Origin of the sequence: Pseudomonas sp. MIS38, assembly GCF_019891575.1 — a bacterium.
Taxonomy (GTDB): Bacteria; Pseudomonadota; Gammaproteobacteria; order Pseudomonadales; family Pseudomonadaceae; genus Aquipseudomonas; species Aquipseudomonas putida_A.
The window spans coordinates 193,272-206,635 of sequence record NZ_JAFLXF010000007.1 but is presented as its reverse complement, the minus strand read 5'-3'; the positions used below and the strand labels follow the sequence as shown (position 1 = coordinate 206,635).

Sequence of the window (13,364 nt, the reverse complement as noted above, 5' to 3'; positions counted from 1 at the left end):
AGGCTCACTCCTACAAGGGATTGTGTAAGGCTCACTGTCAGGCCTCGACCTGACTCCATTGCTTGCTCAGCCGTTTGTCCGAGATCGGCGCTTTCGTCCCCAACTGCTGGGCGAACAGCGACACGCGGTATTCCTCCAGCCACCAACGGTACAGTTCAAGCTGCGGATCGCGTTTGCCTTCCTGGGCATGTTTAGCCGCGCGGGTCTGGTATTGCGCCCAGAGGCCGGCCAGTTCACCGCTCCAGACGCGATCCTTCTGCACTTGCGCACCGAGTTTCTCGAAACGCTGCTCGACCGCCTTCAGATAACGCGGCAACTCTTTGAGCCATTGCATCGGTGTTTCCCGGACGAAACCCGGATACACCAGATTGCTGATTTGCTGCTTGATGTCATTCAGCGCCACAGCCTGCGCCAGATCGATCTTGCCCTTGAAGCGTTTTTGCAGGCCGTGCCACAGCTTGAGGATCTCCAGCGTCAGCCTTGCCACGCGCTCGGCGTGTTCGGTCCAGCTGCCGCGTTTGCGTTCGGCCAATGCGGCGAGCCCGGCGCCGTCACGGGGCAACGGGTCTTCGCCTTCCAGAATGCAGCTGTCGAGGCTGGCCAGCAGAATGTCTTCGACCAGCGCATCCACTCGGCCCAGCTCGCGATACAGCAGGCCCAACTCGGTGATACCCGGCAGTTTGCTGCGCAGGAACTTCGCCGGCTCCGCCAGCTGCTGCAGCAGCAGCCGCTGCAAGGCGCGGCGATGCTGGAACTCAGCTTCGGCCGGGGTCGAGAACCGCCCTTCCTTGACCGTGCCGCCCTCTTCCACCAGCGCCGGATAGACCGTCATCGACAATCCGGCAATCTTCTGCTGGGTCTTTTCCGCCACCGGGGCGAAGACCTTGGCCTCCACCGGTTGCTGACTTTTCGCACTCTGCGGCACGGCCAAAGCCGCCTGGCTGGCTTCGGCAAAACGCGCGGTCAGCTCGGCCAGGTCGCGGCCCTCGCCGAGGAACTTGCCCTGGCCGTCGACGATTTCCAGGTTCATCCGCAGATGGCTTTCGACCTGCTGCGCGGCTTCCGCCCATGCTTCATCGCTGACGCGCGCACCGGTCATGCGCAGCAACTCGCGACCGAGCGCTTGCGGCAATGAGCCTTCAGCGAAGGTCATGCGCTGCAACGCCGCCTTGATGAAATCAGGTACCGGCACGAAGTTCTTGCGCAAGGCTTTCGGCAGATTGCGCACCAGCGCAATGCACTTGGCCTCGATCAGTCCCGGCACCAGCCATTCCAGACGTTCCGGTGGCAGCATCGGCAGCAGCGGTGCCGGCACGCGCAGGGTCACGCCGTCGCGCGGGTGATTGGGTTCGAAGTGATAACTGAGCGCCAGTTCCAGATCACCGATGTGCAGCGTGTCCGGGTAGTCGCGCGCGGTGACCTCACTGGCCTCGCGGGCCAGCACGTCTTCTTCGCGCATGATCAGCAATTGCGGGTCTTTCTGGCTGTTGACCCGATACCAGCTGTCGAACGTCGCGGTCTGATGAATCTCCGCCGGCAAGCGCGCATCGTAGAACGCGTACAGGGTTTCTTCGTCAGCGAGAATGTCGCGGCGCCGAGCCTTGGCTTCCAGTTCGTCGAGCTGTTCGAGCAACTGCTTGTTGGCGGTCAGGCACTTGGCTTTCGACTGAATCTCGCCACGCACCAGACCTTCACGGATAAACAGCTCACGCGAGACCAGCGGATCCACCGGGCCGTAATGCACCGGGCGGCGACCGACCACGATCAGCCCGAACAGGGTGATCTGCTCGTAAGCCACGACCTGGCCGCGCTTCTTCTCCCAGTGCGGTTCGAAATGGTTTTTCTTGATCAGGTGCCCGGCCAGCGGCTCGATCCAGTCGGCATCGATCTTGGCGACCATCCGCGCGTAAAGCTTGGTGGTTTCCACGAGTTCGGCGGTCATCAGCCACTGCGGACGTTTCTTGCCGATGCCCGACGACGGGTGAATCCAGAAGCGCCGCTGCCGGGCGCCGAGGTAATCGCCGTCCTCGGTTTTCTGACCGATCTGGCTGAGTAGGCCGACCAATACTGCTTTGTGCAGTTTCGGGTAATCCGCCGGCTCTTTATTGAGGCTCAACTGCATGTCGCGGCAGATCAGACTCAACTGGCGATGGGAATCACGCCACTCGCGCAGACGCAGATAATTGAGGAAATTCTTCCGGCACCAGTTGCGCAGCGGGCTGGCGGTCAGCGCCTGACGCTGCTCTTCAAAACCGCGCCACAGATTGACCAGTCCGGCGAAGTCCGAATCGCTGTCTTTCCATTGTGCGTGGGCCTGATCGGCTGCTTGCTGACGCTCCGGTGGACGCTCGCGCGGGTCCTGAATCGACATCGCACTGGCGACGATCAGCACTTCCTGCAAGCTGCCGAGTTTTGCCGCTTCCAGCAGCATGCGGCCCATGCGCGGGTCCACCGGCAGACGCGCCAGTTGGCGCCCGAGCGGGGTCAGCTGGCTGTTGCGATCCACCGCCGAGAGCTCTTGCAGCAGGTTGAAACCGTCGCTGATCGCCTTGCCGTCCGGCGGCTCGATGAACGGGAACGCAGTGATTTCGCCGAGGCGCAGGTGCAGCATCTGCAAGATCACGGCGGCAAGGTTGGTACGCAGAATTTCCGGATCGGTGAACTCCGGGCGACCGAGGAAATCTTCCTCGCTGTACAGGCGCACGCAGATCCCCGGTTCGACCCGGCCGCAGCGACCTTTACGCTGATTGGCGCTGGCCTGGGAAATCGCTTCGATCGGCAGGCGCTGGACCTTGGCGCGATAGCTGTAGCGACTGATGCGCGCTGTGCCGCTGTCGATCACGTAACGGATGCCCGGCACGGTCAGCGAGGTCTCGGCGACGTTGGTCGCCAGCACTACGCGGCGCCCCGGATGCGACTGGAAAATCCGCTGCTGTTCGGCCGGCGACAGGCGCGCGTACAGCGGCAGGATTTCCGTGTGTTTGAGCTGAGCCTTGCGCAGCATGTCGGCGGCGTCGCGAATCTCGCGTTCGCCGGGCAGGAACACCAGCACATCGCCGGGACTGCGGCGTTCGCTGCGCTCATAGGCGGCGATTTCATCGAGGGTGGCGAGGATCGCCTGGTCCACGGTCAGGTCGTCCTCGACGCGGTTGCCCTCTTCGTCCTGCTCCAGGGTCAGCGGGCGATACCAGGTGTCCACCGGGAAAGTCCGCCCGGACACCTCGACGATCGGCGCATCGTCGAAATGCTTGGAGAAGCGCTCCAGATCGATGGTCGCCGAAGTGATGATGACCTTCAGATCCGGGCGACGCGGCAGCAGGGTTTTCAGGTAACCGAGCAGGAAGTCGATGTTCAGGCTGCGTTCGTGGGCTTCGTCGACGATGATCGTGTCGTAGCGCTCGAGGTAGCGGTCGTTCTGGGTTTCCGCCAGCAGGATGCCGTCAGTCATCAGTTTGATCAGGGTGTTGGAATCGCTTTGATCCTCGAAGCGCACCTGATAGCCGACCAGCGAACCGAGCGGCGTACCGAGCTCTTCGGCCACACGGCTGGCGACACTGCGCGCAGCGATTCGGCGCGGCTGGGTGTGGCCGATCAAGCCATGCTGGCCGCGACCGATTTCCAGGCAGATTTTCGGCAACTGGGTGGTTTTACCCGAGCCGGTTTCGCCGGCAATGATCAGCACCTGATGCTTCTCCAGCGCGGCCTTGATTTCGTCGCGCTTGGCGGCGATCGGCAGGCTGTCGTCGTAACGAATCACTGGCAGGCTGGCACGGCGCGCCAGCACCTGATCACAGGACGCCTGCATGCGCGCCACCCACTGGGCCAGTTTGGCCTCGTCGGGTTTCTTGCGCAGCTCGAGCAACTGCCGCCGCAGCCGGTGACGGTCGGCGAGCATGGCGTGATCGAGGTTTTTCAGCAGTTTGTCGATGGAGGGCGATTCGTCGGTCATCGGGTACGCAATTCGGTCGTCTGTTTATGCAGGGGGGCGATTGTCGCAGATTTGCGTCACTGAACACGACTGCGAGGTGCTTTTGTGGCGAGGGGATTTATCCCCGATCGGCTGCGCAGCAGTCGCCGACTGGATATGAAAGTCGCTCTGAAGCGTCTGAGTTGAATGGTTTTGGGGGGTGCTTCGCACCCCATCGGGGATAAATCCCCTCGCCACAATGTGTTTACCTGGGAGTCATTCGTTATCCAGACCTTTGCGGCGGTAAGGGAAGACGTCGATGACTTTGCCGGCGCGAATCGCCTCTTGCAAACCCTTCCAGTAATCGGCGTTATACAACTCGCCATGCAGTTGATCGAACAGTTTGCGCTGCCCGGCATCGGCGAACAGGAAAGGCGGAAACTCTTCCGGGAACACATCCAGCGGCCCGATCGAGTACCACGGTTCGGAGGCCATTTCGTCCTCGGGGGTGCGCGGCGCGGGGATGTGGCGGAAGTTCGCTTCGGTCAGGAAACAGATCTCGTCGTAGTCGTAGAACACCACTCGGCCGTGACGAGTGACGCCGAAGTTCTTCAACAGCATGTCGCCGGGAAAGATGTTGGCCGCGGCCAGTTGTTTGATCGCCAGGCCGTAATCCTCCAGTGCCTCGCGCACCTGCGCGTCGTTGGCGTTTTCCAGGTAAAGGTTGAGCGGGGTCATCCGGCGCTCGGTCCAGCAGTGGCGGATCAGCACCGTGTCGCCCTCGACCGAGACCGTCGACGGCGCGACCTCGAGCAGTTCTTCCAGGCACGCCGGATCGAACTTGCTCAGCGGAAAGCGGAAGTCGGCGAACTCCTGGGTATCGGCCATGCGCCCGACCCGGTCGACACTTTTCACCAGTCGGTACTTTTCGATCACCGTCGCCCGGTCGACGTTTTTCGACGGCGAGAAACGGTCCTTGATGATCTTGAACACGGTGTTGAAGCCCGGCAGGGTAAACACGCTCATGACCATGCCGCGCACGCCGGGGGCCATGATGAACTGGTCGTCGGTGTTGGCCAGGTGATTGATCAGCGCCCGGTAGAACTCGGATTTGCCGTGCTTGTAGAAGCCGATCGAGGTGTACAGCTCGGCGATGTGCTTACCCGGCAGGATGCGCCGCAGGAAGCCGATGAACTCCGCCGGCACCGGCACATCGACCATGAAATACGAACGGGTGAAGGAGAAGATGATCGACACATCGGCTTCGTCGGTGATCAGCGCATCGATCTGAATCCCGCGGCCCTCGCGGTGCAGCAATGGAATCACCAGCGGCCACTGCTCGTCGCGGGTGTAGATGCGCCCGACCAGATACGCGCCCTTGTTGCGGTACAACACCGAGGAAAACAACTCGACGCTCAGCTCCGGATCCTTGCACACCCAGTCCGGCAAATTCTCGCGCAGTTGCGACTCGAGGCGCTGCAGGTCGCCGGGCAAATCGGCGTAATCCTCGCTGAAGCGGTAGTCGGCAAAGATGCTGGCGAGCATTGATGACAATTGGCCCTGCGGCTTGTAGGTGCGGGTTTGTGCGGCCCGGGCGCGGCGCAGGCTCGGCCGGGTGGTGTGGATGAACATGCAGCCGTCGCTGATCAGGTCGTGACTGAACAGCCCGCAGAAAATCGAGTTGTACCAGGTCTCGGACAGTTCATCGTCGAAGCGCAGGTCGATGACACTGATGTAAGCACTTTTCACCAACGGCCAACTGCCGACATTCATCAGCGTCTCGTCGTCGAAATGCTCGCGCAGGCGGGCGATGGTTTCGCCGACCTTTTCTTCGTAGAGATTGATCCGCGCCGCCGACGCGGTCTGCGTCTCCTGCCAGCGCGCCTGCTCGAAGCGCTCGCGCGCACCATCGGTAATCCGCCGGAAGTGCTCGCGGTAATCGTCAAAGCCATCGAGGATCATGCGGGCGATGTCGGTGGCTGGCCATTGCTGCGGCATAGATGAGACCTCGGCGTGCAAGTGGAAATCTGTGCCTGAGCTTAGCCACGGATGCATGCGCAGGAGAAGTGCAATTTCTGCCAAAAGCGCGGCAGGGTTGTACAGAGACACAGTTTTTATCAAAGTTTTTTGAGTCGACCGTTCGGTCAATTAACCGCCCTCTCAGTCTCGCCTGCCGCCCCGCGCCAGCCCGCGAATTCCCTGGGATTCGGATCCAATCCCTGCCCCACCGCTCTGGCTCGCGGTTTTACCGCTGCGTTCCCGCCTGTCGATGAAAGAGAAGAACTGCTCACAGATTGGTCTTACCAAAATAGTGGCACTTTGATATACAGCCCGCCAGTACCCGCCTCACAACAAGATCCTCGGCCCACGAGGACGACCTCTTCCTCATAGATCAAGGAGCACATTGATGTCTATCCGCAATCTGCGCATCGGTTTGCGCGCCAGTTTGAGTTTTGCCGTATTGGCCGCCCTGCTGGTGGTGGTCGGCCTGTTCGGCCTGGGCCAGATGAAAAATCTGCGTGAGAGCGCAACGGTGATCGAGGAATCGTGGATGCCCAGCATCGAGAGCATTCACGATGCGGCGGCGAACATCGCCAACATCCGCCTCGAATCCCTGCGCCTGATCACCAGCACCCAGCCGGCGGTACGCGACACAAGCAAAGGCCTCATCAAGGTGCAACGCGAAGAATTGTCGAAGCGCCTGAAGGACCACACCGCTCTACTGGCCAGCGATGCGGAACGGGCGATGCTCGACGGTTTGAATGGCGACGTCGCCAAGTACATGAGCATCCTGGACCAGATCATCGCTCAGATCGACGCCGGGCAAAGTGAACAGGCCTATGCCCGTCTGAACAATGAACTGGCGCCACAGGGCCGGATCCTCGACAAGGCGCTGGAGCAGATGATCAGCGTCAACCAGCAAGGCGCCGACAGCGCCGCCGAGGCTGCTGCCGGGGTTTATCAGCAGGCGCTGTGGATTGTCGCGACCATCATCGTTGTCGCCCTGATCGCCACCCTGCTGCTGGCCTGGCTGCTGACCCGCAGCATCACCGCACCGATCAATCAAGCCCTGTCCGTCGCGCAAAAAATTGCCGCCGGCGACCTCAGCGGCCAGATTGCCGATCACGGTAGCGATGAGGCGGCGCAGTTGCTCAGCGCCCTCGCCGAGATGCAGAACAACCTGCGCTCGACCATCCGGGGCATCAGCGAATCGGCGCAGCAACTGGCCTCCGCCGCCGAAGAAATGAGCTCGGTGATGGAGCAAAGCACCCGTGGCCTGCAACAGCAGAACGATCAGATCGAACAGGCCGCCACCGCCGTCACCGAGATGAGCACGGCGGTGGATGAAGTTGCGGCCAACGCGGTGTCCAGCGCCGAGGCCTCCGAAGCCTCGAACGAGGACAGCAAACACGGGCATGTGCAGGTCAGCGAGACCATCAGCTCGATTCAGGAACTGGTCAGCGCGGTGCTCGGTGCGTCGGAGCAGGCCGAAGGCCTCGCCACTCAGGCTCAGGACATCAGCAAGGTGCTCGAGGTGATTCGCGGCATCGCCGGGCAAACCAACCTGCTGGCGCTCAACGCCGCCATCGAAGCGGCGCGCGCGGGTGAGGCCGGACGCGGTTTTGCGGTGGTCGCCGATGAAGTGCGTTCGCTGGCGCAACGCACGCAGAACTCCACCGAAGAAATCGAGCTGATGATCAGCAGCATCCAGCAAGGCACTGGCGCCACCGTCGGCGCCTTGCAAAGCAGTGCCGAGCAGGCCAGCCACACACTCCGCCGGGCCAACAGTGCCGGTCAGGCACTGGAGAAAATCACCGCGTCGATCTCGCAGATCAACCAGCGCAACCTGGTGATCGCCAGCGCGGCCGAGCAGCAAGCGCTGGTGGCGCGCGAGGTTGATCAGAATCTGGTGACCATCCGCGATCTCTCGACCCAGACCGCCGCCGGCGCTACCCAGACCTCCGCTGCCAGTCAGGAACTGTCGCGCCTGGCGATCGACCTCAACGGCCTGGTGACGCGCTTCGTGCTCTGAATGAAAAATTAAATGCCCGATTGACGGTTGCCATCGACAGGGCGCTCGGCAACACTCTCGTCCCGATCAAGGAAGGAGTGCCATCGTGAGCGCTGTCGATATTTTCCGCATGCTGTCGCTGGCAGCCATCTGGGGCGCGAGCTTCCTGTTCATGCGCATTATTGCGCCGGTGATCGGCACTATTCCGACCGCGTTCTTTCGGGTGTCGATTGCTGCCGTCGGTCTGCTGGTGATTCTCGGGCTGATGCGCATCAGCTGGGATTTCAAGGGCAAACTGAAAACGGTGATGTTGCTGGGCGTTATCAACTCGGGGATTCCGGCGACGTTGTATTCAGTGGCAGCGCAGGTGTTGCCGGCCGGTTACTCGGCAATCTTCAACGCCACCACGCCGTTGATGGGCGTGTTGATTGGCGGGCTGTTTTTCAGCGAAAAACTCACTGTCGCGAAACTGACCGGGGTGTTTCTCGGCTTGTTCGGTGTCGGCGTGCTGACGCGCGCAGGTCCGGTCGCGTTCGATCTGCAATTGCTGATGGGCGCCCTCGCCTGCCTGCTCGCTACCACTTGCTACGGCTTCGCCGGGTTCCTCACGCGGCGCTGGCTGGATCACAGCGGCGGGCTCGACAGTCGTCTCTCGGCCGTGGGCAGCATGCTCGGCGCCTCGCTGTTTCTGTTGCCACTGTTCGGCTACAGCGTGATCACCGCCCCTCCGGCAAGCTGGGGTGGGTGGAATGTCTGGCTGTCGCTGCTGGGCCTGGGTCTGGGCTGCACGGCGTTCGCCTACATCATCTATTTCCGCCTGCTCAGCTCCATCGGCCCGGTGAAATCGATGACCGTGACCTTCATGATTCCGGCGTTCGGCGTGTTGTGGGGCGCGTTGCTGCTGGATGAGCCGTTGTCGATGGCGCACCTGTATGGCGGGGTGTTGATTGCGCTGGCGTTGTGGCTGGTGTTGAAGCCGGCGGTGGTGAAGCCCGCTGCCGCAACAGTCCGCTGATTTTGCGGCGTTAACAAGTCAGCCTTCGCGAGCAAGCCCGCTCCCACAGGAGGAATGCATTCCAATTGTGGGAGCGGGCTTGCTCGCGAAGAGGCCGGCCCAGACACTGAAAATGCCCGGGTCGGCCTGAAGGTTTTCAAGCAGTTTTACGGAACACAAACGCCAGCCCGACGATGATCAACAGCATCCCCAGCACACTCAACGCCGCCAGACGATTGCCGAAAATCAGGTAATCCATCACCGCCGTCACCGCCGGTACCAGATAGAACAGACTGGTGACATTCACCAGATTGCCCCGGGCGATCAGGCGATAGAGCAACAGTGTCGCCAACACCGACACCACCAGTCCCATCCACAACACCGGCACGATGAAACCCGTGCTCTGTTCAAAGTGGAACGGCTGAAATGGCACAAATATCCCGCACAACAACAGCCCGGCCAGATACTGCACCGGCAATGTGCCGAGGGGATTGTCGGTGATGCGTTTCTGCATGATCGAGCCCACCGTCATGCTCGCCAGCGCCAACAGACCGAACAGCATCCCTGCCCAGGACATCCCCGCCAGTCCGATCCCCTGATAAACCACCATGATCAGCCCGGCCAGCCCCAGCGCCAGACCGAACATCCGGCTCGCCGAGCGCTGCCGCTCTATCAACACGACAGTGAGGATCGGCTGTACGCCCATGATGGTCGCCATCACCCCCGGCGTGACTCTGGTGTTCAGGGCCAACAGATAGAAAATCTGATACGCCCCCAACAACACCACGCCCGTTGCAATCGCAAACAGCATCGGCCGACCGCCCTTGGGCACCTTCAACTTGAGCAGCGGCGTCAACAGCAACAGCCCGCACAGCGCGATCACAAAGCGCATCAGCAGAAAGGCAAAAGGTGACGCATGGGCCAGGCCCCATTTGGAGAAGATCGCCCCGCTGCTCCACAGTAGAACGAACAGGCTCGTGGACGTCGCCGCGAGCGCGGATTTTTTCGAAAGGACAAACATGAATACCACCTGTAGTCAGGCAAACAGCCAACTCAGCCGAGGCTGAAATTCAGTAGGTTTTCTGGCGAGCGCAGGGGTCAGCAGAGAATGCCGATCAGCCCGAAACGCCAACGCCCGGCGGTGATACGACGGCGCACACCGGCGTGCTACTGACAGGTGGAGGGTAATGACTGATCTGCCCAGGCTGCTGATTCCCGCACGGCACGACGCCAGCGTTGACCGCTGAATCGACTACCGCGTTGATGAGGGATGCAGGCATTGGGGCTGATCTTTTTTGAAGGGTTTGGAGAGTGAATCAGATGATTCACGAGCGCCGACTATAACCAGCGTGGGACATGGATTGCAATGATTTGGACAAAGGGCCAGCAGGGACAGTTGGCCGCGAGGTGATTAGGCTGAAGAGCAACGGATAGGCCCATTGATGGGGAGACAGGGAATGCTCGGGATCACATGCCAAGGGAACGGACGAATTTGCGGTATCAGTTGTACAAGTCGCAGGCCAGGAAACAGGCAAGCATCGCCAAAGCTCTATTGCAGCTACCAGCGCGGCAAGACTTGTCGAAAGTACGCTTCGAACCCATCGACGCCATAGCACTGAGCGCGTTCGAGCTCTGGGAGAATCCACTTTTTTGCTGGCGAGAGGTTGCCGCATGGAAATCACGAGAACCCCTGTCCCTGGATATCGCGATCTGGTTCGAAGAACAGCTCTGCGGACTGTGCTTCGTCAATCCGAACAAAAGCCGCCAACGTATTCGAATCGTACGATTGGAAGGGCGACCCGGAGATTCTCACCCGCTGAAAAATCGTATCGGGACCTTGGCGATGATGGTCATCGATGAGTTCGCCCAAATAGTCGGCAGCAAGTTCATTGAAGTCCAGGAGCCAATGCAGGGCGCAATTCCTGTTTATACAAAGCTCGGCTTCAAATTTGATTTGGAAGGTCGTCTTGTCCTAGCAGTGGAGAGTAAAGTATCGTGAAAACAGTTCAAGTAATGATCAATGAGGGAGGGAGCATGCGCAAATCAGTCAAGAAATCCCCCGCTAAGAAAAGATCAATCAAAACAGAAGAAAAGATTGTGTCATCCGGGCTATCAGCCAATCAGCAGCGCTTTCTGCAGTTACTGATTACAGGCATTGAAGACGAACCCAACGTTCTCGCCGGGCGCCGCTGACTCACAGACAATAAAAAACCGCTCACAAGGAGCGGTTTTTTCATTTCAACATCCGGCTTCAACCAAACAGCCAATACCCCAGCAACGTCAACACTACCACTGCCAATACCGGACGCAGGATGCGGTAGGCCTTGGGATTGCGGCGTTTCCACTGTTTGACCACGCCGCTGAACCGGTCGCTGAAGTTCTTGCTCCAGGCGTAGGCCTGGTTGATGCCGCCGACACGTTCATCATCAAGGTTCTGCGGCGCGGTGGCGCGGCCCAGCCAGGCGCTGATGGCGCGATTGATGCGGGTCATCAGGCGGTTGCTCAGCGGGCGTTCGACATCGCAGAACAGGATGACGCGGGTCTGTTCGGTCTCGTTCTTGACCCAGTGCACGTAGGTCTCATCGAACATCACGTCTTCACCGTCACGCCAGGCGTAGACCTGACCATCAACGAAGATCCGGCAATCGTCGGAGTTCGGTGTCGACAGGCCCAAGTGATAACGCAGCGAGCCGGCAAACGGGTCACGGTGCGGGTTCAGATGGCTGCCACCCGGCAACAGCGCGAACATCGCGCCTTTGACGTTAGGGATCGCACTGACCAGCGCCACGGTCTTCGGGCACAGGGTTTCGGCCGACGGCAGCGGTTTGTCGTACCACTTGAGGTAGAAACGTTTCCAGCCTTTTTTGAAGAACGAGCCGAAACCGGCGTCATTGTTCTTCTCGGCGGCGCGGATGTAGCCCTCGTCGAACAGGTGCATGGCTTCGTCGCGAATGGTTTCCCAGTTATCGCGCAACACATCCAGCTCCGGAAACTTGCTGCGATCCAGATACGGTTTGGAGGGAACGCCGGAGAACAGGTACATCAGCGCGTTGTACGGGGCGAACAGCGCCGAGTGGTTGACGAACTGACGCAGTACCGGCAGACGCGCCTTGCCGCGCAAATGCACATAGAGGATGCTGCCCACAAACAGCAGCAACACCAACACCTTGGCGGCTAACGAAAAGGTCATCAACGACTCCTTGAATAAAGACAACGCTGCGTAATGCCCATTACCCGGCATGGCAGCCGGCCATGATAAACACTACCGGCCTCGGGAAAAACCCGCTGAACCCAAGATTCAGTGTTAAGAATTGCGCAACAAAGCATTTATTAGCATAACGATCCTGAACCCTGGCTGATCTGAGTCAATTCGACTACTGCTGATTCTCCTGCTCGGTGAACAGATCGCTGAACAGCATGCTCGACAGATAGCGCTCACCGGAGTCCGGCAAAATCACCACGATGGTCTTGCCCTGCATTTCAGGCTTCTCGGCTAAACGCACTGCCACGGCCATGGCCGCGCCGCAGGAGATACCGCACAAAATCCCTTCTTCCTGCATCAGGCGCAGCGCCATGGCCTTGGACTCGTCGTCAGTGACCTGCTCCACCCGGTCGACCATCGACAGATCGAGGTTCTTCGGCACGAAACCCGCGCCAATCCCCTGAATCTTGTGTGGGCTCGGCTTGATCTCTTCACCCGCCAGCGCCTGGCTGATGACCGGAGAAGACACCGGCTCCACTGCCACCGACAGAATCGGTTTGCCCTGGGTATTCTTGATATACCGCGAAACGCCGGTGATGGTTCCGCCGGTCCCGACGCCAGCCACCAGCACATCGACGGCGCCATCGGTGTCGTTCCAGATTTCCGGGCCGGTGGTTTTTTCGTGGATCGCCGGGTTGGCCGGGTTATCGAACTGCGACGGCATGAAGTATTTGCCAGTGTCGCTGGCAACAATTTCGGCAGCCTTCTCGATCGCGCCTTTCATGCCCTTGGCCGGTTCGGTCAGGACCAGCTCTGCGCCGAGGGCCTTGAGCACCTTGCGCCGCTCGATGCTCATTGATGCCGGCATGGTCAGCATCAATTTGTAACCACGGGCGGCGGCAACGAAGGCCAGACCGATGCCGGTATTGCCCGACGTCGGTTCGACGATGGTCATGCCCGGCTTGAGTTTGCCGCTGCTTTCGGCGTCCCAGATCATGTTCGCGCCGATCCGGCACTTGACCGAATAACCGGGGTTGCGCCCCTCGATCTTGGCCAGAATGGTCACGCCGCGCGGCGCGATGCGGTTGATCTGCACCAGCGGCGTGTTGCCGATGGAATGGGCGTTGTCAGCGAAAATACGGCTCATGGCTGGGTCCTTATGCAGCGTTGAATTCAGCCTTTCAAGGTATGCCTGTTGCCGGGCGCAGTCCAGTCGGGTCGAACGTCTGCGCCGCGCCACAGTCAATCG

General features: G+C 60.3%; 9 protein-coding genes. 4 read left to right on the top strand and 5 right to left on the bottom strand.

All coding sequences use genetic code 11. The features are described 5' to 3' along the window. Window positions 1-37: 37 nt before the first annotated feature. Both hrpA and aceK read right to left on the bottom strand, forming a co-directional pair. A complete protein-coding gene (gene hrpA, locus J1G18_RS11155) occupies window positions 38-3,949 on the bottom strand; it encodes an ATP-dependent RNA helicase HrpA (RefSeq protein ID WP_223007645.1) in 3,912 nt (1,303 codons plus the stop codon). Window positions 3,950-4,183: 234 nt separating this feature from the next. Then, complete coding sequence (gene aceK / locus J1G18_RS11150; RefSeq protein WP_223007643.1) at window positions 4,184-5,905, bottom strand: bifunctional isocitrate dehydrogenase kinase/phosphatase; 1,722 nt, start codon at window positions 5,903-5,905, stop codon at window positions 4,184-4,186. Window positions 5,906-6,314: 409 nt separating this feature from the next. On the opposite strand from aceK, the gene J1G18_RS11145 reads away from it, so the two are divergent. Together J1G18_RS11145 and J1G18_RS11140 are read left to right on the top strand one after the other, a co-directional pair. After that, window positions 6,315-7,940 (top strand): methyl-accepting chemotaxis protein, encoded by a 1,626-nt coding sequence (locus J1G18_RS11145; RefSeq protein WP_223007642.1) that lies wholly within the window; start codon window positions 6,315-6,317, stop codon window positions 7,938-7,940. A gap of 85 nt (window positions 7,941-8,025) precedes the next feature. Continuing rightward, window positions 8,026-8,934, top strand: a complete 909-nt coding sequence (locus J1G18_RS11140) for a DMT family transporter (protein WP_115988002.1) — start codon at window positions 8,026-8,028, stop codon at window positions 8,932-8,934. 136 nt (window positions 8,935-9,070) lie between these two features. On the opposite strand, the gene J1G18_RS11135 is transcribed toward J1G18_RS11140, so the two are convergent. Further along, window positions 9,071-9,934 (bottom strand): DMT family transporter, encoded by an 864-nt coding sequence (locus J1G18_RS11135; protein ID WP_223007641.1) that lies wholly within the window; start codon window positions 9,932-9,934, stop codon window positions 9,071-9,073. A 450-nt stretch (window positions 9,935-10,384) separates the two neighbouring features. Here J1G18_RS11135 and J1G18_RS11130 point away from each other — a divergent pair, with 450 nt between their 5' ends. Then, a complete protein-coding gene (locus tag J1G18_RS11130; RefSeq protein WP_027614537.1) occupies window positions 10,385-10,912 on the top strand; it encodes an N-acetyltransferase in 528 nt (175 codons plus the stop codon). Between the two features lie 35 nt (window positions 10,913-10,947). Further along, the gene (locus J1G18_RS11125) at window positions 10,948-11,106 is read left to right on the top strand and encodes a hypothetical protein (RefSeq protein WP_167734099.1); all 159 of its coding nucleotides are present in this window, start codon (window positions 10,948-10,950) and stop codon (window positions 11,104-11,106) included. Between the two features lie 58 nt (window positions 11,107-11,164). On the opposite strand, the gene J1G18_RS11120 is transcribed toward J1G18_RS11125, so the two are convergent. Beyond that, window positions 11,165-12,103, bottom strand: coding sequence for an aspartyl/asparaginyl beta-hydroxylase domain-containing protein (locus J1G18_RS11120; protein WP_027614536.1), 939 nt, complete (start codon window positions 12,101-12,103; stop codon window positions 11,165-11,167). A 184-nt stretch (window positions 12,104-12,287) separates the two neighbouring features. Continuing rightward, on the bottom strand, window positions 12,288-13,262 hold the full coding sequence (cysK, locus tag J1G18_RS11115) for a cysteine synthase A (RefSeq protein ID WP_041070300.1): 975 nt from the start codon (window positions 13,260-13,262) through the stop codon (window positions 12,288-12,290). Window positions 13,263-13,364 lie beyond the last annotated feature (102 nt).